Source organism: Ensifer sp. ENS06 (assembly GCF_014852205.1).
In the GTDB taxonomy this organism is placed as follows: Bacteria; Pseudomonadota; Alphaproteobacteria; order Rhizobiales; family Rhizobiaceae; genus Ensifer; species Ensifer adhaerens.
In genome coordinates this window covers 137,803-159,995 of the sequence record NZ_JACVBC010000012.1, presented here as the reverse complement: position 1 = coordinate 159,995, position 22,193 = coordinate 137,803, and the positions used below count along the sequence as shown (strand labels likewise).

Here is a 22,193-nt window from a genome sequence, read left to right as displayed (position 1 = left end):
CGCCAGTTTGCACGATAAGCGATGACGGCAGAGGAGTTCGCCCACCGCCGCTGGCATCCGGACTTCGATGCATCCTATCTGGCGCCATTGCCGGCAAGCAAGCCCTTGGTGATGTCCGCCCATCAGCCTATTCCAAGCTACCTGTGGGGGAGCACTCTGCTCCTTGGGAACTTCGATGGCATGCACGTGGGACACAGGGAACTGCTCTCTGCCGCTCGCCGACACGCGGCACTCCTCGGCGCTCCGCTTGGTATGATGAGTTGCGAGCCTCATCCCAAGCAGTTCTTCGAGCCTGAAATTGAACCATTTAGGCTTTCAAGTGCTGATGCCAAAACCATGATATGCAGCCAGCTCGGGGTCGACCTGTTATTCATGCCGGAGTTCAATGCCGGTTTCGCCGGTCAGACGCCACAACAATTCATAGCAGATACTCTTGTGGGCAGATTATGCGTTAAAGCTGTGGTTGTGGGCGAAGATTTTCGTTTCGGAATCGGCCGAAGTGGTGCGGTGGCCGATCTTCGGCGGTTTGGGAAAGAAAGCAATTTCGACGTTCTCGTTGTTCCCAATCGTGTCGTGGAAGGAGGGCGCATCTCTTCGACGCGCATTCGCTCTTGGATCCGTTCCGGCGATCTAGAAAAAGTGAACACCTCAATGCGCGACGCCTGGATCACCAAGATCATGGCGGGTGAAGATGGTTTGGTCACATTTGAGAAATTTACGGTCCTGCCACCAGCTGGGCGATATGCCGTCTCCGTGTGGAATGACGACGGTAGACGGTCGGTTTGTTTGAAACTTGATCTGACATCTGAGCGGACAGCCAAAATTGAAGCTGTTGCACTGAAGCCGGGACTGCATCTGATCACCGACTGGAGAAAGTGTGAATAGCCAATTGCAACTTGGGCTGACAGGTATGGCACTCGAACCCTTGTCCTTTAGCCGTATTCATGGAGCACGTTCACTAACATCAGACGCAAACTGGGATTACACATATTTCAAGGTGTAGACGTAAGACTTCGGGCCTTTTCGACTGACCCAATCGCCCTCAGGAGGATGGTCTCCCTGTTGGTGTGGTAGTATGGCCCATGGCCGCCCCATACAAGTGTTGCTTGCCTGGTCCCAGGCAACCCAACCCCATTCCGAACGATAGACAATCCATAGTTCTTGGTCCTGTCGCTGGTAACCGAATTGCCCGTGGGCAATGTGTTTTCGGATAAAAGTGTAAATCCGATCGTCGCTTAGCCTTCGTAGTTGGAACTTTTTCCGAAGATCGCTACACTGAATCACAATCTGCTTCTCGGTTGTCTATCAAATATACCTAGCCTCAAGATCCTCGAGAATTCAAATCCTCGTTCGACTTCTTGCGTCTAATCGGTGCGTGCCGAGTGGCGGGGTTCATGTAAGCGCCAATTCTCAGAACTTGGATCTATACCGCAGGGTTGACGATTACAGTCGGGTTCGCGCCCGTTTTCGGCAAGCCTTCCTTCAGCCAGAGCGGCTTTCGGGCGGCTTCCCGGGCACTTCTGACCGTTGCCCGGACGGTTCCGCGAATTTCTCACCAATAAGCAGCAACAGGTGGCCAAGTAGGTATTGCATTCGTATGCAGAGCTGTTAGTATGCATACGAATGCAAAGGGAAGTTGTTGAGCTTGGGAGGAGCTGAACCCATGATTTCGAGGCGCAATTTCACGCAGCTTGGGCTTGCGTCGTCTATGGCGGCGGCCTTCGGACTTTCACCGGGTCGCACTGCGGCAGCTCTTCTTGAGGGAAAGCCTTTTGCCGGTACGACGATCAATGTCATGCTTCCGCAGTCGAGCCAATTTCGTGCTCACGAAAGGCGGCTTTCAGCATTCGAGGAGCTGACCGGCATCAAGGCCGTTTACACCTACGTGCCCTATGGTCAGGTCCGCGACAAGATCACCACTGAAGCCGTCGCCGGCAGTTCTGAATATGATGTTGTCTGTTACCAGGATACTTGGGGTCCATCCTTGTCGATTTATCTGCAGCCGCTCGACGAGATGCTGAAGCGCGACGGCATTGATATGGATCGCTATCCGCAAGCCTACAAACTCGGAAGTCAAATCGATGGGGTAACTTACGGCTTGCCGGTGCGGGGGCACCCGCAGATGTTGTTTTATCGCAAAGATCTCTTCGAGGCAGCAGGCGTCAAGCCGCCAACGACCTGGGACGAGGTTGCGGCAGCCGGTGCGGCCATCCAGTCGGCAAATCCGGACGTTTCGGGTGTGGCGATGTACTACGGGAAGGGAAACGGGCAGCAAAACCTCTTCCTGTGGCTCAATCATCTGTGGGGGAAGGGGGGGGATATCTTCTCACCCGACTTCAAGGAAAGCCGCTTTACGGATCCGGCCGCCGTCGAGGCGACGCAGATGTATCTCGATTTGTTGCTAAAGCAAAAGGTGGCGGCGCCAGGTTCCGTCCAGTTCGTCGAAGGCGATGCCGTCAACTCCGTTTCGCAAGGCAAGTCGGCGATGGTCATGGTGTGGTGGTGGGTCTATTCGGTCCTGACTGGCGAGAAATCGACATTGAAGCCGGAGCAGGTGGGCTTTGCGCCGATGCCGCAATTCGCTGGCAGCACGCCTGTCTCCTACGCCCTTTCGCTGCCTTTTGCCGTAAGTTCTCTTTCGCAAAAGAAGGATGCGGCATGGGAGTTCATGAAGTGGGTGTCGACACCCGAGCTCGAAATAGAGTGCGCGATCGATAAGTCCGACCCGAAAACCTCCGACATTGTAGTGACCCATTCGAAGAGCTTTCTCGACGAGAAGGTCAATAAAGCAAATCATGGGCTACACAAGGTCGCCGCGCAGAGCCTAGAGGGCTCGCGGATTATGCCGCAACTGAAGGAATGGCCGCAGATCGCGGTGACGCTCGAGAATATGATCTCTGAACTTGCAACGGGTTCAAGACCAGTCAAGGATGGGCTGGATCAGGCTGCGCAGGACATCGACCGCATCCTGCGGCGAGCAGGCTACCGTAAAAGCTGATCGAGCGGCCTTCATCGTGAATGAGGGCGCCAAGTGAAACAACTGTTTTGCTTGGCAGCGCCTTCCTTGTCGTCAAGGGAATATCCGTGAAAGACAAACACCTGAAATATTGGCTGATTACGCCAGCCTTTCTCGTCATCGCTGCAACGCTTCTCTATCCGCTGCTCGCTGCGATGTGGTACTCGGTCCATGATTGGAACCTAGCTCAGCAGCCTGCGCTCGGGCCCTTCATCGGAATGGAGAACTATACTCGCGTCATCACGGACGATCCGGACTTCTGGCACAGCATCCGGGTGACAACGGTTTTTACTCTGTTTTCCGTGTTCTTCACGATGGTCTTGGCTATGGGCCTCGCCTTGCTCCTCACAGGCGCAGACACGATGCGGGTGAGTGTCCGAACGCTGCTCGTCATCCCCTTTGCCATGTCGCCAGCTCTTCTCGGCATTTCCTGGCGCTTTCTCTTCAATCCTGAATTCGGAGCATTTGCCGCAGCGCTCGGCGCCGTCGTCCCGTCCCTGAAAGGTGTCCCGATCCTTGCAGATCCAACGCTTGCCATGGCGACGCTAATTGCCTCCGACGTGTGGCACTGGTCGCCCTATTTCATGCTGTTGTTTATTGGTGCTCTTGCCGCTCTTCCGCAAGAAACGATCGAGGCGGCTCAGGTTGACGGAGCGTCGCGAACACGGGTGTTCTTTGAAATCGTCGTGCCGCAGCTGCGACCTGTGCTCGCGATTGCACTTCTGCTCAAAGCGATTTTCTCGCTCAAGGTTCTCGACCAGGTGGTCACACTGACGAACGGCGGACCTGGCACAGCAACCGAGACCTTGGCACACTTCGTCTTTCAGACAGCGTTTCGGTGGTACGACCTGGGCTATGCGGCAGCGGTTGCATATCTGCTTGCGGCGGTGATGGCGGTACTTGCTGCGCTTTATTCGCGGTTCGTTCTGGAGCGTCATTAACATGGATACGAAAACGAAAAAATGCCTTGCGGCTGTGACCCGCGGACTGGCCATTGCGCTTATTCTTCTCGTGTTCATCGGCCCAATAATCTGGATCGTGGCAACGGCCTTTAAGGATCCTCGCGACGTCTACGCGCTCAAGTTCTTCTTCGCGCCGACGCTCGACAATATCCGTGCCGCATTTGATGCACCGTTCCTAGTGGGGCAGCGCACCTGGAACAGCATCATCGTGACGATGGGAACGCTTTTCTTGTCGCTGCCGATTGCAACTGCCGCGGCCTACGCGTTCTCTCGCTTTCGGTTCCCGGGCGGTAGCATATGGCAGATCGGTGTACTGGCGACCCAGTTCATCCCGCCTGTTATCGTCATCATCCCACTGTTCATTGCATTTCGCCATGGAGGTCTGCTCGACACTCGTTTAGCGCTCATTATCGCGAACATGTCGTTTGTGGTCCCCTATGCAATCTGGATGATCAAGGGGTTCATCGATTCCATACCGGTAGATATGGAGGAAGCTGCGCAGATTGACGGGGCTTCCCGTATCAGGGCCATCTGGGACGTGGTGGTGCCCATGGCGCTGCCCGGCATCGCTACGGCCGGTATCTTCTGCTTTGTGGTTGCCTGGAACGAGTTCTTCTACGCGCTCGTGCTGACGCGAGAAAATGCAACAACAATCCAGGTAGCGCTGATGAGCGCCAGAACGGAGCGCGGTGACGCGTGGGAGATCATGGCCGCTATCGGCCTAGTGATCATCCTGCCGATGTTGGTTCTGTCGCGATACGTCCAGAAATATTTCGTCAAGGGCCTTGTTTCGGGCTCGGTAAGATAGGGAGAGCATTATGAATGAGGTTTCTGCAGTAAAGCGCGACATGCGCTCAGGCGTAACGACCGTGCGCCAGCACTCGGTCGAGGAGCTTCTTGCTCCAAAGGAACGCAATGGTTTCCCGTTGGCGGGTTTCGAAGATGCATTCGGCGACATCGTCGACTACATCTTCAAGATCACACACTGGATCTGGGCCGAAAAGTCGGTGGGAAAGATCTACGATTACTACGACCATGCCTGCATGGTTTACACGGCCTTCGACATTACCCGCTCCGTCGAGGAGGTGGTCAATGCAACCGTCTCGATGATGCAGGCATTTCCCGACCGCGAGAGCCGTTTCCTCAATGTCGCCTGGAGCGGAGACGACAAGGAGGGCTACTACACGAGCCATCTCGGGTTCAGTCAGATGACGAATGTTGGGCCGTCTATATACGGCGATGCAACGGGCCGGCGGGTGAACATCCACACGGTGGCCGACTGCGTTTCTCGCGACAACAAAATCTTCCGAGAATGGCTTGTTCGGGACAACGGTGCTTTGGTGCGTCAACTCGGTTTCGACATCCACGAAGTAGCGCGTCAACTGGCGGCACGGGATGCGGCATCGGGACGGGAACCCTGGTTCATTGGGCAGCCTGAGCGCTCCGCCGGCCAGGCTTTGCCCGCCCCTCTGGACCGGCCAAAGAAGACGATCGAGGACAGGCTCGCCCATGTGTTGCACGAAGCCTGGAACCGCCGGCGGTTTGACGCGCTTCGCGAACTCTACGATCCGGCCGTCAATGTCCATATGGCTGGCGGGCGCGAAATCGCCGGCATCGACGGCATCATCTACCATTTCATCCAAATAGTCGCCGCCTTCCCCAATGCAGTCTTCTCATTTGACCATTATTGCCACGCCGACGAAGCGGATGGCACGATTGCGGCGGTGCGCTGGTCTATTCGTGGCCATCATCGCGGTGCCGGGCTGTTTGGGGCGCCGAGCGGTAAGCCGGTGTACATTCTCGGCATGTCGCATTTCCGCTTCCATGAAGAAAAAGTCATCGAGGAATGGACGCTCTATGACGAAGTCGCCATTCTCAGGCAGATCTACGCTCACCTTCCCGACCGGCAGGAGGACTGACCCGTGGCGTCGGTAACACTCAGCAATATCGAGAAGAGATTCGGATCCTTTGTGGCGCTGCCGCAACTCAACCTATCCATCGCTGACGGCGAGTTCCTAGTCCTGCTCGGGCCGTCCGGATGCGGCAAGACGACCACCATGCGTATTGTCGCAGGATTGGAGGAAGCGAGCACCGGTGTGCTGCGGATCGGTGACAACATCGTAAACGACATCCTGCCCAAAGACCGCGACGTGGCGATGGTCTTCCAGAATTACGGCCTCTATCCTCACATGACGGTGGCCGGCAATATCGCCTATCCGCTGAAGGTCCGCGGCGTTCCCAAGGCTGAGCGGGAGCGCCAAGTTCGCATTGCTGCAGAAAAGGTCGAACTCGGACCTCTTCTCGAGCGCAAACCGCGGGAGCTATCGGGGGGGCAGCGCCAGCGTGTCGCCCTTGCACGTGCCATCGTGCGCACGCCCAAAGTGTTCTTGATGGACGAACCGCTTTCCAACCTAGACGCAAAACTGCGGGTCACGATGCGCGCCGAAATCAAGCATCTCCAGCACGAGCTTGGTGTGACGACCATTTACGTCACCCACGATCAGATCGAAGCCATGACGCTCGCCGATCGGGTCGCGGTGATGAACAAAGGGGAAATCCAGCAGCTGGCTCCGCCTGAAGAGATTTATGACCGTCCGGCCAATCTTTTTGTTGCAGGTTTTATTGGCTCGCCGCCGATGAACCTAATCACGGGTGAGATCACCAACGGTGTGTTTCGGGCAGGCGCGTTGAGCCTTGACAAGTATCAGTTTCCCGGCGAGGGCAAGACGGTCTTCGGTATCCGGCCCGAAGACATGACGGTAGCGGAGGACGGAGCCGGTGATGTGGGCGGGCAGATTTATGCAGTCGAGCTTACGGGTGAATCCAACTATGTCACCATCCAGCTCCCAGGCACGCGGATCATTGCGCGGGCCCCCAGATCCTGGCGCGGAAAGCCCGGAGACATGGCTAGCTTCAACTTCAACATGTCGCGCATACATCTCTTCGACTTGGATACCGGCAAGCGAGTCGAACCCCTTCCGACAGAGGTGAGAGGCACAACAGATCATCCGTGCTCTGAATTAGGAAGGCTATCAAGGTCGCAGCAATGAAAACTCGTTGCGGACCTGGGCTATTTGCGCAACGGATATTGCATACGTATTCATTCGCGCTATAGTAGCGCTGAGATGCGGTCTGGGTCCGCTGAACAGATTTTGGAAGAAGTCCGATCCGACAGCCGTTTTTTGGAAGGAATATCATGACCGTCACCTATCTCAAGCGGGGCAAACCCGAAGCCCAGCGGTCCGAGGACGATGCGAAGGTCCGCGCGGTCGTTGAAACGACGCTGAAGGACATCGAGACGCGCGGCGATGCGGCCGTGCGCGACCTGTCGCAGAAATTCGACAAGTTCTCGCCTGCGTCCTTCAGGCTCAGCCAGTCCGAAATAGAGGCGGCGATGTCCAAGGTCTCGGCGCGCGACATGGCCGACATCGACTTCGCGCAGATGCAGATCCGCCGGTTTGCGGAAGCCCAGCGCGCCTCGATGACCGATATAGAGGTCGAAACGATACCGGGCGTCGTTCTCGGCCATCGAAATATCCCCGTCCAGTCTGTCGGGTGCTACGTGCCGGGCGGCAAGTTCCCGATGGTCGCCTCCGCGCATATGTCGGTGCTGACAGCGTCGGTCGCCGGCGTGCCGCGCATTGTCGCGTCCGCGCCGCCGCAAAAGGGCGAGCCGCATCCGGCGATCGTCGCCGCCATGCACAAGGCGGGTGCCCATGAGATCTACGTCCTGGGTGGCATGCAGGCCGTCGGTGCGATGGCGCTCGGCACCGAGACGATCAAGCCGGTCGATATGCTGGTCGGCCCCGGCAACGCCTTCGTCGCCGAAGCCAAGCGCCAACTCTACGGTCGCGTCGGTATCGACCTCTTCGCCGGTCCGACGGAGACGATGGTGATTGCCGACGAGACGGTGGACGCCGAGATGTGCGCGACCGACCTGATCGGCCAGGCCGAGCACGGCTACAATTCACCTGCCGTCCTGGTCACCAACTCGCACAGACTGGCCGAGCAGACGCTGGGCGAGATAGACCGCCTGTTGGCGATCATCCCGACGACCGAAACCGCGACGGCCTCCTGGCGCGACTATGGCGAAGTCATCGTCTGCGACAGCTACGAGGAGATGCTGGATGTCGCCAACGACATCGCCTCCGAGCACGTCCAGGTCATGACCGACCGCGACGACTGGTTCCTTGAGAACATGCACTCCTACGGCGCTCTGTTCCTTGGCCCACGCACCAATGTTGCCAATGGCGACAAGGTGATCGGAACCAATCATACTTTGCCGACGAAGAAGGCCGGTCGCTACACCGGTGGCCTGTGGGTCGGCAAGTTCCTCAAGACCCATTCCTACCAGCGAGTGCTTACCGACAAGGCGGCCGCCGAGATCGGTGCCTATTGCTCGCGCCTGTGCCTGCTGGAGGGCTTCGTCGGCCATGCCGAGCAGGCTAATGTGCGCGTTCGGCGCTATGGCGGCCTGAACGTGCCCTACGGCGAGGCGGCCGAGTGATGGCCATTCCTTGCACGCCCTCCTTCCGTCTTGACGGCAAGCGCGCGTTGGTCGCCGGGGCCTCTTCGGGCATCGGCTTCGGTTGCGCAGTCGCATTGGCCGAAGCGGGTGCGCATGTGGTGCTTTCGGCACGGTCTGCGGAAAGGCTTGCAGACGCGGTAGACGCGATCCGCGCCGAAGGTTTTTCCGCCGAGGCGCTGGTGCTCGATATAGCGGATGTCGGCTCTTCAGAGGCTGAAATCGCCGCCCGTGAACCGTTTCAGGTGCTGGTCAACAGCGCCGGTATGGCTCGGCACGGGCCAGCGCTCGACACGACGGCGGATGACTTCGACGCCGTCTTCGGCCTCAATGTCCGCGGCGCCTACTTCCTCACCCGCGCCGTCGCCAGGGGACTGATCAAATCTGGGCAGTCCGGCTCGCTGATCAATCTTTCCTCCCAAATGGCCCATGTGGGTGGCGTCGATCGCGCGGTCTATAGCGCCACCAAACACGCGGTCGAAGGCTTCACCAAGTCGATGGCGATCGAATGGGGGCCGAAGGGCATTCGGGTCAACACGATCTGCCCGACTTTCATCCGCACGCCGCTGACCGAGCAGACGTTCTCGCAACCGGAGCGGGTTCAGTGGATAACGGAAAAAATCAAGCTTGGCCGTATCGGTCGCGTGGAAGACATTATGGCCGCCGTCACCTATCTTGCCGGCGATGCCTCGGCGATGGTGACGGGAACCGCGCTGATGGTTGACGGGGGTTGGACAGCGGACTGATGGCAAACGAGAAGATCACTTCAAACGATGTTGCACGCGTCGCGGGCGTGAGCCAGTCGGCGGTCTCGCGCTATTTTACGCCGGGAACGTCGGTCTCGAAGAAGACGGCGGAGAAGATCCGGGCGGCCGCCGAGGAACTCGGCTACCGACCGAACGTGCTTGCCCGTTCGCTGATCACCGGCCGTAGCCGCATCATCGGTCTGGTCGTCGCCTATCTGGAAAACTATTTCTATCCCGAAGTGGTGGAGCGCCTGTCGAAGGCGCTGCAGGACCAGGGCTATCATGTGCTGGTGTTCATCTCGTCGATCGCCTCGGAGAATGTCGACCAGATCACCCAGGAGATCCTCGACTACCAGGTGGACGGCATTGTGCTTGCCTCCGCCAACATGTCGTCGGACCTCGCGGCGCGGTGCCATGCCTCGGGCGTACCGATCGTTCTCTTCAACCGGCTCCAGGACGACATGCGGCTTTCCGCCGTGACTTCCGACAACCGTGCAGGCGGGCGGCAACTGGCCGACCTGCTCGTCTCGCTCGGCCACAGACGCTGCGGCTACATCGCCGGGTTCGAAGGCGCCTCGACGCAGCGCGACCGCGAACAGGGCTTTCGCGACGGATTGGAGGCCGCAGGCCTCACGCTCTTTGCGCGCGAGGTCGGAAACTTCCGTTACGACGAAGCGCAGGCTGCAGGACGGCGGATGTTTGGCGGGCCCGACCGTCCCGACGCGGTCTTTGTCTGCAATGACCATATGGCGTTTGCGGTCATGGACGTGCTGCGCTTCGAGCTGAACCTGCGCATCCCCGACGACGTCTCGGTCGTCGGCTTCGACGATGTACCGCCGGCACGCTGGCCGGCCTACAACCTGACGACCATTCGCCAGAACGTCGACGACATGGTCGCCGAGACGGTGGCCACGCTCATGCACAGCATCAAGGAGGGCGAGGGCGCCACACGTCGTGTCGTCCTCGACGGCGCCCTTATTCTGCGCGGCTCCACCCGCCAAACCACGTCGACATAAATGACACGCTAGCCACGAGGTTCCCGCAAGGGACGGCGAAGCCATAACTGCAACCCATTTTGCATACGTATGAAAGGCTGAAAAATGCAGATCTCCCAGACGGAAATGGAAAAACGGATCGTCCGCTACGGCGAATTGAGACCGTGCCGCACTGCCTTCATCGATGCCCATACGCCGGGCTCGAACAGCAAGGAAAATTTCACGATCATCGGCGGTGGCGTTTCCGAAAGCGCCGACCAGCATGTCCACATCAAGGACACACCTGGCTTCAATATCGGTGCGGCCGGCCAGCCGCCGAAATGCCGCAACTCGCTGCATTCGCACCGCACCGCCGAGGTCTTCTTCGTGCTTAAGGGGCGGTGGCGCTTCTTCTGGGGCCACTTTGGCAATGCCGGCGAGGTCGTTCTCGAGGAGGGCGACATCTTCAACATTCCGACCGGCATCTTCCGTGGTTTCGAGAACATTGGTACGGACTACGGAATGATCATGGCAATCCTCGGCGGCGACGACGCCGGCGGCGGCGTGATCTGGGCGCCGCAGGTGATCGAGGACGCCAGGGAACACGGCCTGGTACTTGGAGAAAACGGAAAGCTCTACGACAGCAAGAAGGGCCAGTCGCTGCCGACGGGCATCAAGCCGATGCCCGTGCTGACGGACGAGGAGTTGCAAGCCTTCCCGGAAACGCCGGTGACCGAGGTCGTCCGCGATTACGTTGCCCGTTACTGGGACCTGATGGCGCTGGCGCAAAAGGCACCGGCGAAGGTGATCGGCGAAAACGCGCTTCTGCGCGACAAGCCGGGCTTCGAGGTCGAGCTCCTGACCCGCGGGTCTATCCCCGAAGAAGCCTATGTGAACGAACGTCACGAAGTGCTGATGGTCATGCGTGGTCATTGGAAGCTGGGTTGGGACGGTGGCGGGGCCGTGCTGGCGCCGGGCGATACGTGTGCCGTCCCTCCGGGACTGAAGCACAGCCTTGTGCCGTCAATGACCGGGGAGGCGAGCCTCTATCGTGTCGTCTCCACCAGCGACAAGGCCGGACTGACCTGGCGTAGTTGATGCCGTGTAAAGCGGGGGCAAATGCGCCGCCGCCTTCACCTTTATTCAGAAGGCCTCAACCCGGCGTGCCCGGTTGAGGCCTGACGCTTCGGAGGAAACCACTTGAACGACGCACTCCTCGCCCTGATGCTAAGGGTCGACACACCCACCGTCTGCAATGCCATCGAGGTTGCGCAGGGCAAGCGCGGCTTCAACGCCTTTACCCGCGGCACGGTCATCGCTTCGGCTCCGTCGGCAGCACCGATCGTCGGCTACGCTCGCACCGCGAGGATCGCCGCTGCGGCTCCATCAATAGATGATCCGGCGCTCATCAGGGCGCGACGCCGCGATTACTATCGCCACATGGCGGGTAGCGGTTCACCGGCGATTGCCGTGATCGAAGACCTGGACTTCCCCAATTGCGTCGGCGCCTTCTGGGGCGAAATCAACGCGACCGTGCATCGTGGGCTTGGTCTCAAGGGCGTGCTGACCAACGGCGTCATGCGCGATCTTGGTGATGTTCCGGCGGATTTTCCGATGATAGCCGGCTCGATCGGTCCGAGCCACGCCTTCGTGCATGTCGAGGCGATCGCCGTTCCCGTCACCGTCTTCGGCATGAGGGTCATGCCGGGCGACCTCGTGCATGCGGATCGTCATGGCGCAGTTGTGGTTCCGCCCGAAGTGGTCCCGAAGCTTGCCGCGTCGATCGAAAAGCTGCAGGCCACCGAGCGGCTGATCCTCGAACCCGCTCGACAGGACGGTTTCGATCTCGCAAAGTTTGAGGAAGCCTGGGCCCTGTTCGAAGCTGCCCGTACCTGACAGGGACCACGTTGGAAGCGACGAACGCTGCTGAAAAGTTCAACTGAGACGAAGGGTTTTCGCTTGTCCAACGAGCAAGATGCGCGCCTGCCATTGCTCCTCCTCCCGGGCACTGCCTGTGACGAGAGGGTTTTTGGTCCAGTAATTTCTCGGCTAGGCGATTATCCAGTGGTATTCGGGGATGTGGGTGGAGCACGAAAAATGCAGGATGTCGCCCGCAAGGTGCTGGCAGATGCTCCGCCAGAATTTCTGCTTGCCGGTTTTTCCTTAGGTGGGATTTGCGCGCTCGAAATGATAGCTCAGGCTCCGAACCGTATTGCAAAGCTTGCCTTGATCGATACGACGGCGCGTCCAGATCCTGCGGCCAACGCCGCAATCCGGCGAAGGGCAGTCGTGGACGCTCGTACGAAGGGAATGGATGGTTACATCCTTGACGCATGGGCGCGACTGGTTGCCCCTAGCAATGTTGCCAATGCTGAGCTCCGTCAGGCGATTATCGCCATGGCGCGCGATTGCGGCGCCGATAGGTTGGAAGATCAGGCCGAGATGGCTATCCACCGTTTTGACAGCAGGGTTCGGCTTTCAGATATCCGTCAAGAAACACTCGTGTTAGCGGGGGCGCATGAGCAGATCTGTTCGCTCGACGCACAGCAAGAGCTGGCGGATGGAATTGCTGGTGCACAGTTCCAGCTCATCGAAAACGCGGGTCATTTCGCGCCGTTGGAGAACCCTGCGGCTGTCGCTTTTTATCTCCGAAACTGGCTTCCATCGAGCTCAGCATAGTCGACGGGTCGACTGCGAAAACGCCGGTATCGCGAACACGGCTCTCAAGTGCTGCGTCTCGGCCATGAAGGAAGTTGCGCGCAACATTCCGTAATCGTCGACCTGTCCACGGGCTAGCGTGGTATCGCATCGTCCACGTCACTCGCTGTTTCTGACGCAAAGGAGGTTCTGCGGTTCAACAGCCCCCGATAGCGCATCGCTGATCAACAGCTGCTTCACGTTGGCAGCTTGGTTCAAGCCCAGATTTGCTGCTCATGCCGCATCAACAGCGTCGCGGCGCGAGCATGTTTGATGCTGGTTCAGGCGTTTGAGGCTTCGGGTTTTGGGCGCAATAGGCGGCCTGTGTCAACGGCACCATCGCTCGACGGCAATGGCGATCGCCTTGGTGCAATCGACCAGATCGCGTACCGACACCCGTTCGTTGGGTTGATGCGCCTGCGCCGGGTCACCAGGTCCGAAATTGACTGTGGGCGTGTTTCCAAGTCCGGTGGGAAGGCCGATGTCGCTGTGTGCGCCGAAACCGGACAAGGCAGGCGACAGGTTGGCTGCCGCAACGGCACCCCGGAAAACATCGAGGAACGGATTATCGGCCGGAATCTCTGCGCAATCGGCGTCTAAGATCCATTCCACGCGTGCTGGATGAAGCCGAAGATAAGGGTCTGCCTGGCAGATGTTGAAGACATGGTCCTCAATTTCCCGCTTCACCTTACCGCCAAGACCAAGCTCGTCTTTTTCGCTAGGCAAATACTGCGCGTCAATGATGATTTCGGCACGGCCTGCCATGGAGGAGGGATGTTCACCGGCACTCATCTGCGTGACGATGATCTGGTTCGGCAGGTCCATTAGGGGATGGTTTTTCTTCGGATCGAACATCCAGCGACGGTTGAGAATGTCTATTCCGTCCAGGACCTGCCGGCAGAGTTGAACCGCATCGACTGGCCCGCTTGTATACCAAGCATTCGGGGTCAGTTCCGCATGGCCGCCAATGCCGTCGATGATGATTTTCCCCCAGAGGATGCCATGACACAAGGGGGCGATTGTGTTGGCCGTCGGTTCCGTCATGATACCGGCGTCGGCACTAAAGCCGCGATCGACCATGGCCAGCGATCCCATCCCACCGATTTCTTCGTCCACAACGGTGGTAAAGACGACATCGCCCGATAACGGAATCTGAAGTTCCCTGAGTACCTCGATTGCCATCAGCATGCAGGCGACGCCGCCCTTCATGTCTACCGTCCCACGTCCGTGCAGGAACCCGTCCTTTAAGACTGGTGTGAACGGATCGGAAGTCCAGTGTTCTGCAGCCCCTGGCGGTACGACGTCGATGTGCCCCGTCAGCATGATCGAGCGGCCTCCACCGGTGCCCTTGAGAACGCCGCCCAGATTAGGCCTGCCCTCGAAGGTGCGGCCCTTGTTGGCGCCCGGACGGCCCTGGTATTTCGCGTAGAGAGCCGGACCGTCCGGATCCCACAGGTCGGTGGTAAACCCGAGCGCTTTCAGGCGGCCCTGAAGATAGAGCTGGCAATCGCGCTCGCCCGGGCCGGCCTCTTCTGGATTCGATTTGACGATCGAGGCAAAGGCGACGAGATCGCTCAGGGTTTCGACGATCCGATCGGCTTGTGCTTCGACACGCTCGGCGATGATTTCATCAAGGGACGCCATGAACTATCTCCAGTGTTGGGAAAGGCGATCGGCAAGGAGCACGAAAATCAGAAGGGCACCGACGATACCCACCTGCCAAACCGTATTGACGTTGAGTTGCAAGAGCCCGGTCTTGAGTGTGACCAGGAGAATGACGGCCGCCAGAACCCCGCCGACACCGCCGCGGCCACCAGTGATCGCGATGCCACCGAGCATGGCAGCCGTCAGGGATTCAAGCTCAAGGTTCTGGCCGATGTTTGGTCTGGCGCTTCCGAGCCAGCCGATCGAGACAAGGGCTGCTGCTCCGCCGAGCGCGCCGCTTGTGGCGTAGAGGATAAGGCGAACGCGATCGACCGGAATGCCGACGAGCCGGGCGGACCGTTCGTTGAACCCCATGGCATATATCCAGCGCCCCCATGCGGTCCAGGCCAGGAGTGTGCCGGCAATGGCAAACGCGGGGATCGTGATCGTCATGAAAGTCAGGGGGACGCCAGCGACGGTGCCGCGGCCCCAGCCTAGCAGCCAGCCAGGGACCCCCGATTGGGCGCCGCCACCGGTTAGCGCCAGCGCCAGCCCAGAATAGATGAAGAAGGTACCGAGTGTTGCGATCAGCGGCAGAATCGCGAGCCTTGTGATGAGAATGCCATTGAAGATGCCGAGAATTATGCCGATGAGAATGCATGCGATCGGCAGCAGCAGCGGTGGAAGCCCAAATTTGGCAAGAAGCATGGCCAGAATGGCCGATAGCGACACGATGCCACCGACCGACAGGTCGATACCGGCCCCGCCCGTCATGATGACCAGTGCTTGTCCGAGAGAGACGAGCGCCAGAATAGTGGAGAACTGGACGATGGTCGTGAGTGTTGCAGGATTGAAAATTGACGGCTTCAGTGCAAGCAGCGTGGCGATTATGATGACCCAGAGCAGCGCGAGAAGCCTCAGCGTGAGCGCGGGTCCATTGAGATGACGAAGACCGATCATATGCGCGCCGCTCCCAGTTGCTGGAGGGATAGCCGATTGGCTGCGACTTCGAGCGCGAGCACGCCAATGAGGAGAGCGCCCGTCAGAACCGGTTGCCAAAGGGAGGGCACGCCAACGAGAAGGAGCCCATTTTGCAGGATGCGAAGCAAGAGGACACCAAGGACGGTGCCGAGCAGGCTGCACCTGCCGCCGAGCACGCTCGTTCCGCCGAGGACGACGGCTGCAATCGCATCAAGCGCCAATGTACTGCCGATCGTCATTTCCACATTGCGGTAGTTTGCAACGTAAAAGGTTGCAGCGAGTCCTGTCAGTGCGCCGCTCAATATGAACATGCTAAAACGCACACGCACGACCGAGATGCCGGACAGGCGCGCCTTTTCCTCTGAGTTTCCGATCGCAAGCACGTGAAGCCCGAAGGTGGTGCGCCGGAGCGCAACCCAGACCGCCAGGTAGACAAGGCCGATGACGAAGGCGGTGACCGGTACCCCGAGAAACGTGGTTGCCAAAACGCCGGTGAGATCGGTCGGCAGGCCAGAGAGCCATTGGCCACCCAGCAGCACGAACATTGCCGTGCGGTAGATCCCGAGGAGGCCGAGCGTGCCGACGATCGCCGGTACGCGTCCGAGCACGACGACGGCCGCGGTCACAAGACCGAGTGTCGCGCCGATTACCGGCCCCGCAAGCACCGTGATCGCGATGGGCAGACCCGCCACGAGCGCCTGCCCGACCCCTATTGCCGCCAGACCCAATACGATGCCAACGGAAACGTCTATGCCGCCCATAGCCAGCAGCAGCGTCATGCCAAGGCCGACGAGCAGTAACTCGACGCTATTGCGCAGCAGGGTTGCCGCATTGCCGGCCGTCGCAAAATAGGGCGATGCGACAGAGAAGACGATGATCGCCACGATACAGGCGGCCAACAATGACCACTCCCGCCCGTTTCTTGTCAGAAAACTGTACATCAGCTGTCGCATCCTCGGTTCAAGCCGCTTCAGAAGTCGAATTTGTCGACATTTTCCGCGGTGAAGACGGCAGGCGGGCCGAGTAGCAGAATGCCGGTTCCGGCATCGTAGGTAACCGGTTGTGCAAAGCCCGGAACCGCGTTTTCTGCTTCGAAGGGCTTGCTGTCGATCAACTGCTTTCCTGCCCAGACCGTGAGGTATCCCAGCTGCGCCGGGTCCCAAAGCACGGTAAAGCCGAATGCCCCGCTCTTGAGGTAGGAGCGGGCAGTGTTCGGGCTGCAATATCCAGCGCCGATTACGCTACCGATCTTGCCTGCTGTCTCGATCGCCTGCGCTACGCCTGGGCATGTCGTCGAAGCAACCGCAATGATGGCCTTGATATCGGGATTGGCCGCCATCAGATCACCGGAAATCTGCGCTGCGCGCTGTGCCGTGCCGCCGGCATATTGTGGTTCAAGCAGTTGCAGCTTGGGATGCTTCGCGGCGGCCTGCTTCTGCATGAAGCCGATCCAGGCATTGAGGTTCGACGCGGTGGCCTCGCCAGAGACGATACCGATCTTGGCGTCTTCGCCAACCCGCTTCACCAGTTCGTCGATGATGGTGTTTCCCAGGCCCTCATCGGTCGCTTGTGCAACATAAATGGAACGCCCGCTGTCGGGCGCATCGCTATCGCTAGTGAACAGCTTGATGCCCTTGGCTTTCGCCGCTTCCACAACCGGTGCAATGCTGGAGGCGTCCAGTACGCTGACCGAGATCGCGCCGACACCTTGGTCGATCAGGTTCTGAACGATCTGCAACTGATCGACTGGATTGGTGTCGACCGGTCCGCTGTAGATGAATTCGACGCCGAGTTCCTCGGCGGCTTTCTTCCCGCCGGCCTCCATGGCATTGAAATAGGGGATACCGATCAACTGCGGGACGAAGGCTACCTTCGGCTTGTCCTGGGCGAAGGCGGCTGTTGAGACGGCAAGGGAAAGTGCCGACACTGTCAGCAGGGTTTTGATTTGTTTCAGCATGGCAATTCGATCCTCTCTGGACGTATTGGACGTGCTTTTTAGTTTGTTTTTTCCAGCGCCCGCACGTCAGGATGGGCGCCTGTTATGAGTGAAACGATTTCTTCGGGGTTCGTGTCGGAGCGCAGCCGCTCGGCGACTTTCCGGCCGCGGCGGAAAACCGCCATACGGTCGGCAACCTCAAAAACATCTGCAATGTTGTGGCTGATGAGGACGACCGCGCATCCGCGCTCTGCGAGCCGCCGCGTCAGCGACAGCACCTTGCGGGTTTCGGCAACGGCCAACGCCGCTGTTGGCTCGTCCATAATCACGAGCTTTGCATTCAGGTTGAGTGCCCGGCAGATGGCAACTGCCTGTCTCTGACCGCCCGAAAGGCTGCCCACCGGCGCTTCCGGATCGGTGATATGGGCATCGAGTTCGGTGAGGAGGCTATCGACGCGCCTGCGCATTTCGCGCCGTTTCAGGAAGGGAATACCGAGAATAGACCGCTTCAATTCCCTGCCGAGGAATACGTTTTCCGCGATCGAAAGGTTCTCGGAAAGAGCCAGTTCCTGAAAGATCGTGGCGATGCCGCACGAAGCGGCATCCTTGGGGGAAGTGAAGACTACCGGTGCGCCGTCCACCAGAAGCTCACCGTTGCTCTGCGGGTGCGCACCCGCCAGAATCTTGATGAACGTCGACTTGCCTGCGCCGTTGTCACCAAGGAGCGCAAGCACCTCTCCGGGACGGATTTCCAGATCGACACCGCAAAGAGCCGTCAGAGCGCCGAAACGCTTGACGATGCCTTTTGCCACGAGAAAAGGGGCGGTCATCTCGAAACTCCTTCGGCTAAGCTTTAGTTCGGGCGGCCCATCCCAATATGTTCTTCCAAAGCTTGGCGTAGCCGGGCCATTCGACGAAAGCGTTGGGCAGCCAATGCGGGCCGATATCGGACGTCCAGGCGACTGTGCGACCTTTGCCGAAAGTCCCGGTCACAAGCAGCGGGTGTCCACCCTGTTCGCTGGGAAGGGAGGCTAGGACTTCGACATTGTCACGGTTCCGCGCGACAACCTCGTTTGCTCCAAGAAGCAGGGGCCACTCGCCCTCGACGCCTTCAAAGATCGGATGGTCGGAAGAGCCTTCGATGACCGCGCGGAAGCCCTCGGGAATCTCGAGGCGGTCGTCATACGGAAGACACGTCACGGGCAGTGCCTCTTCCACGGCTGTGCGATGCCACCGCGCCTTGCCGTCAATGCCCTGGAAGCTGAAATAGCCGCCGATCATGATCAGTCCCCCGCCGGCTGCAGCCCAATCACGCAGCAGCTTCAACCGGTTGGGGATCGTCTTGCCGTGCAGCCAGACATCGGGATGGAGCAGGAGCGAGTTCGCACCAATATCCGACAGGATGATGACGTCGTATTTCGAGAGACCTTCCATCGTGAAGGGTAGCTTGTCCACCGCTTCATGGGCGGGCATGTATTGAAGATCGAAATCGCTGTCCTTCAAGGCGGTGACCAAAGGTTCCGCACCGAGGTGGAAGGTAACGCTGCCGAACTGGTCGAAACCCTTGTAATGTGTGGCGGAGCTGACCCAGCTCTCACCCACCAGAAGCACCCTGGTCTTGCTCATTTTCAATTCTCCCATCCAAATTCTGTGCTGGCGGAACGGCAGACGCGTTTATCGCGCTACCTTTTTCCGTTCGCCCGGTAGCGCTGCTTCCAACTGCTTGAAGCTGGCGATGTATCCCTGGGCACCTTCCACGGTCGTCGTCAGGCTGCCGCCGACGGCCGCGTAGCGTGCTGCGTCCTCCAGAGACGCCCCATGCAGCCAAAGGCTGAGGAATATGCCCGCGAAACTGTCTCCTGCCCCCGTTGCATCGACGCGGTCGACGGGAAGGGCCGGAACCTCGATCGGCGGTGCGCCGCTCTTACGAAAAACGACCGCGCCGAATTCGCCCAGCGTCAACACCACATCGCCTCGCTTCTTGATCTGCGACAAAATAGCGTGTGTCTGCTCGATCATTGTCGCCATTGGCGTGCGCAAGCCGAAGATTTCGCGCAGCGTCACGTCGTTGATGAAGGTCAGATCGACTGACTGGATCATTGCTGCAAAGGCATCAGGTGTCCGGACGCTTGCCGGAAGGCCGGCTGAATGCAGGCTAACTTTCCATCCGGCCTCGTGAAATCGGGCGATGGAGCCTGTCATGCTTTCGTAATGGAAGCCCTCGATATGCAGGCACGCGGGCCGGGTGTGCGGCTGGATGTCCATGTTGGCGGTCAAATCGAATTCGTTGAGCTCGAACGGCTCGCTGATGATCGTTCGGCTTCCGTTGGTTTCGATGATGACGACAGCTTGTGAAAGGCGGTTGTTGACGGTCCGCCGGATGGGCAACGCATGGACGCCGAGCTTGGAAAGGGATGCCAATGCCCAATCGCTTTCAGGGTCGTCGCCGACAGCGGTTGCGAGCTCCACATCGAGTGCGAACGGTGCACCGACAGCGGCCGCCGCAACGGCGAGGTTCGCGGCAGGCCCACCGAGCGCCTTTTCGATGTGTTGGGCCGTGATGCGGTCATCCCGATGGGGCAGCACATCGACACGACAGAGGAAGTCGGCGCTGACACGCCCGACGACCATCAGCCGCGGCAACGTCGCGAGATCTGCGGCTGTGCGCGGCGTCTGTCCCGGAAGTGCGCGTGCGAAGGCGCTCGGACGGTACATCAACTCGGAGACGGCTTTTTCGATCCGCTCGCGCGTGGCACCCTTGATCGTTGCCGTGCCATTGATGAAGTTTGACACGGTACCGATGGAAACACCGGCGGCCCGGGCGACATCTGCGATGGTTGGACGCTTGCGTTGCATGACAATTGATCCAATTGAAGCGCTTCAACGGTAAGCGGGGAGCAGTTAGGCTGCAACAGAACGCTATTCTAATTAGTGTGATAGAATGGGCGATATTGGTCAGGAATGTCCAACTCGGCGGAATCCTGTACTCGCAAGAAAGCGCTTTTGAATTTTCTTCAAAATGCAGTTCCGCGATTTTTGATGTGTCTTCTGTTGCTCCCCGCCGAGGGTCAGTCTGGAGTGACTTCGACATAACGGCCTTCGGCATCATGACTTCCAGGTCGGGCAGCGAGATTGAAAGGACGAGGCGATGGCGGCAGACCGTGGCGAATGCTTTCAGGGGAGCGAACATCGGTAGCCGCAGCGAATGCTTGAATCAGGCAGCGCGAACCAGGCCTTCAAGGCCATCGAGACGAAAGGATTGCCCACCCGCCTGCGCGGTCGCGTCACGAGCGATACCCTTGAGGAGGCCGCGAGCAGAACCGTTGGCCACATGTCCCCGAATGTCGCTGTGTTCGATTCTGGCTGGTAGCTGGCAAAGCGCCAAGCAGCCGGCGATTTCAGACTGGAGACTGCACCACTGCTATTCTGTTTGTTCTGTCATCTAAATCACATGCAATTGAAGTAGTAGCCGGTTCGTTCAGGAACCCGCCGGCAACGGCCCACAGATGTAGGCATTTACATGCAAGACATATCATACATCAGCGCCCAGGCGGTTGCCCCGGGCGGTATCAATCGCGCATTTGAAACTATATCGTCGACATCATCGGCGGCATGCTCGTACAATGAATGGGACCCATTGGAAGAAGTCATCATCGGTGTGATCGATGATGCAGTGGTGCCCGAGTGGAGCGTCGAGGTAGAGGCGACAATGCCCGCGAAAAACCGTGCTTTCTTTGTCGAGGAGGCCGGCCAGTACTTTCCAAGAGACCATGTTCGTGCGGCCCGCGAGGAGCTCGAAGGTTTTGCCGAGATCATCGCATCGCTTGGCATTAAGGTTCGCCGCCCTGCGCTCCTCGATTACAGACAACCTTTTTCGACACCAAACTGGAGCAGCAAAGGCGGCCTCTATGGCGCCATGCCCCGCGATGTCCTTCTGGTCGTCGGCGACTTGATCATTGAGTCCCCGATGGCCTGGCGGTCTCGCTATTTCGAAGCCGATGCGTATCGAGAGCATTTGGTTGACTATTTCAAATCCGGGTCCCGTTGGATCAGCGCACCAAAACCCCAACTCAAAGACGACGGATACCGGGCGGACTACGATCCGGAAACGCCGTGGGAAACAAAGAGATATGTAACGGCTGAAGCGGAACCCCTATTTGATGCGGCCGATTTTATCCGCTGTGGACGTGACATCTTCGCTCAGCGCAGCCACGTGACCAACGAACTGGGAATTGACTGGGTGCGCCGACATGTTGGTAACGAGCATAAGGTGCATGTCGTTGACGTAACCGATTCCTCTCCTATGCACATCGATGCCACATTCATGCCGCTGGCTCCCGGAAAGCTTCTCGTCAATCGCAAGAGAGTGGGCACCATCCCACCTCAGTTCTCCTCTTGGGACATCCGATTTGCGCCGGAGCCGACTATCCCAGATGACCACCTTCTCTACATGTCGAGCGCCTGGCTGACGATGAACGTTTTCATGCTGAACCCGAACACCGTCGTCGTGGAAGCGGAAGAATGGCCCCTCATCAGGCTGTTCGAGGAGTGGGGGTTCGACGTCGTTCGCGTGCCGTTTCGCAACGTCATGCGTTTCGGGGGCTGCTTTCACTGCGTCACGGCGGATACCCGTCGCGTAGGATCCCTCCAAGCCTATTTCTGATCGTTTCCAGCGCATCCAAAGCTAGCATGCAACGGAGGAGCGCACCGGC

General features: G+C 59.0%; 20 protein-coding genes. 13 read left to right on the top strand and 7 right to left on the bottom strand.

What is annotated here, in order from left to right:
• Positions 1 to 21 precede the first annotated feature (21 nt).
• The 12 genes from IB279_RS29350 to IB279_RS29295 all read left to right on the top strand — a co-directional run bounded on the left by IB279_RS29350 (position 22) and on the right by IB279_RS29295 (position 12,902).
• Positions 22 to 885 (top strand): hypothetical protein, encoded by an 864-nt coding sequence (locus tag IB279_RS29350; protein WP_192340313.1) that lies wholly within the window; start codon positions 22 to 24, stop codon positions 883 to 885.
• A gap of 778 nt (positions 886 to 1,663) precedes the next feature.
• Positions 1,664 to 2,998, top strand: a complete 1,335-nt coding sequence (locus tag IB279_RS29345) for a sugar ABC transporter substrate-binding protein (protein ID WP_210338734.1) — start codon at positions 1,664 to 1,666, stop codon at positions 2,996 to 2,998.
• An 86-nt stretch (positions 2,999 to 3,084) separates the two neighbouring features.
• Positions 3,085 to 3,957 carry a carbohydrate ABC transporter permease gene (locus IB279_RS29340; protein ID WP_192340311.1) on the top strand — a complete coding sequence of 291 codons (873 nt, stop codon included), beginning with the start codon at positions 3,085 to 3,087 and terminating at the stop codon, positions 3,955 to 3,957.
• A gap of 1 nt (position 3,958) precedes the next feature.
• The gene (locus tag IB279_RS29335; RefSeq protein WP_192340309.1) at positions 3,959 to 4,786 is read left to right on the top strand and encodes a carbohydrate ABC transporter permease; all 828 of its coding nucleotides are present in this window, start codon (positions 3,959 to 3,961) and stop codon (positions 4,784 to 4,786) included.
• A gap of 10 nt (positions 4,787 to 4,796) precedes the next feature.
• A complete protein-coding gene (locus IB279_RS29330; RefSeq protein WP_192340307.1) occupies positions 4,797 to 5,897 on the top strand; it encodes an ester cyclase in 1,101 nt (366 codons plus the stop codon).
• 3 nt (positions 5,898 to 5,900) lie between these two features.
• The gene (locus IB279_RS29325) at positions 5,901 to 7,028 is read left to right on the top strand and encodes an ABC transporter ATP-binding protein (RefSeq protein WP_192340305.1); all 1,128 of its coding nucleotides are present in this window, start codon (positions 5,901 to 5,903) and stop codon (positions 7,026 to 7,028) included.
• Between the two features lie 146 nt (positions 7,029 to 7,174).
• Positions 7,175 to 8,485 (top strand): histidinol dehydrogenase, encoded by a 1,311-nt coding sequence (gene hisD / locus IB279_RS29320; protein WP_192340303.1) that lies wholly within the window; start codon positions 7,175 to 7,177, stop codon positions 8,483 to 8,485.
• Complete coding sequence (locus IB279_RS29315) at positions 8,485 to 9,249, top strand: SDR family NAD(P)-dependent oxidoreductase (protein ID WP_192340301.1); 765 nt, start codon at positions 8,485 to 8,487, stop codon at positions 9,247 to 9,249. The genes hisD and IB279_RS29315 overlap by 1 nt, the downstream gene beginning before the upstream one ends.
• Positions 9,249 to 10,265, top strand: coding sequence for a LacI family DNA-binding transcriptional regulator (locus IB279_RS29310; protein WP_192340299.1), 1,017 nt, complete (start codon positions 9,249 to 9,251; stop codon positions 10,263 to 10,265). Before IB279_RS29315 ends, IB279_RS29310 begins: the two co-directional genes overlap by 1 nt.
• Positions 10,266 to 10,349: 84 nt before the next feature.
• Positions 10,350 to 11,321 carry a cupin domain-containing protein gene (locus IB279_RS29305; protein ID WP_192340297.1) on the top strand — a complete coding sequence of 324 codons (972 nt, stop codon included), beginning with the start codon at positions 10,350 to 10,352 and terminating at the stop codon, positions 11,319 to 11,321.
• Positions 11,322 to 11,423: 102 nt separating this feature from the next.
• On the top strand, positions 11,424 to 12,119 hold the full coding sequence (locus IB279_RS29300) for an RraA family protein (protein WP_192340295.1): 696 nt from the start codon (positions 11,424 to 11,426) through the stop codon (positions 12,117 to 12,119).
• Positions 12,120 to 12,320: 201 nt separating this feature from the next.
• Positions 12,321 to 12,902, top strand: a complete 582-nt coding sequence (locus IB279_RS29295) for an alpha/beta fold hydrolase (protein WP_246802180.1) — start codon at positions 12,321 to 12,323, stop codon at positions 12,900 to 12,902.
• A gap of 345 nt (positions 12,903 to 13,247) precedes the next feature.
• On the opposite strand, the gene IB279_RS29290 is transcribed toward IB279_RS29295, so the two are convergent.
• From IB279_RS29290 to IB279_RS29260, 7 genes are read right to left on the bottom strand one after another with little or no spacing between them, the layout of a single operon-like run.
• The gene (locus IB279_RS29290) at positions 13,248 to 14,564 is read right to left on the bottom strand and encodes a M20 family metallopeptidase (RefSeq protein WP_192340291.1); all 1,317 of its coding nucleotides are present in this window, start codon (positions 14,562 to 14,564) and stop codon (positions 13,248 to 13,250) included.
• Positions 14,565 to 14,567: 3 nt separating this feature from the next.
• Complete coding sequence (locus IB279_RS29285) at positions 14,568 to 15,524, bottom strand: ABC transporter permease (protein ID WP_192340289.1); 957 nt, start codon at positions 15,522 to 15,524, stop codon at positions 14,568 to 14,570.
• Positions 15,521 to 16,486, bottom strand: coding sequence for an ABC transporter permease (locus IB279_RS29280; RefSeq protein ID WP_192340287.1), 966 nt, complete (start codon positions 16,484 to 16,486; stop codon positions 15,521 to 15,523). Before IB279_RS29280 ends, IB279_RS29285 begins: the two co-directional genes overlap by 4 nt.
• Before the next feature lie 29 nt (positions 16,487 to 16,515).
• Complete coding sequence (locus tag IB279_RS29275; protein ID WP_192340285.1) at positions 16,516 to 17,502, bottom strand: autoinducer 2 ABC transporter substrate-binding protein; 987 nt, start codon at positions 17,500 to 17,502, stop codon at positions 16,516 to 16,518.
• 38 nt (positions 17,503 to 17,540) lie between these two features.
• Positions 17,541 to 18,311 carry an ATP-binding cassette domain-containing protein gene (locus IB279_RS29270; protein ID WP_192340283.1) on the bottom strand — a complete coding sequence of 257 codons (771 nt, stop codon included), beginning with the start codon at positions 18,309 to 18,311 and terminating at the stop codon, positions 17,541 to 17,543.
• A gap of 16 nt (positions 18,312 to 18,327) precedes the next feature.
• Positions 18,328 to 19,107: a glutamine amidotransferase gene (locus tag IB279_RS29265; RefSeq protein ID WP_192340281.1), complete on the bottom strand. Its 780-nt coding sequence runs from the start codon at positions 19,105 to 19,107 to the stop codon at positions 18,328 to 18,330.
• Between the two features lie 48 nt (positions 19,108 to 19,155).
• On the bottom strand, positions 19,156 to 20,337 hold the full coding sequence (locus tag IB279_RS29260) for a carbohydrate kinase family protein (RefSeq protein ID WP_192340279.1): 1,182 nt from the start codon (positions 20,335 to 20,337) through the stop codon (positions 19,156 to 19,158).
• 781 nt (positions 20,338 to 21,118) lie between these two features.
• Here IB279_RS29260 and IB279_RS29255 point away from each other — a divergent pair.
• Positions 21,119 to 22,144 carry an amidinotransferase gene (locus IB279_RS29255; protein ID WP_210338732.1) on the top strand — a complete coding sequence of 342 codons (1,026 nt, stop codon included), beginning with the start codon at positions 21,119 to 21,121 and terminating at the stop codon, positions 22,142 to 22,144.
• Positions 22,145 to 22,193: the final 49 nt, after the last annotated feature.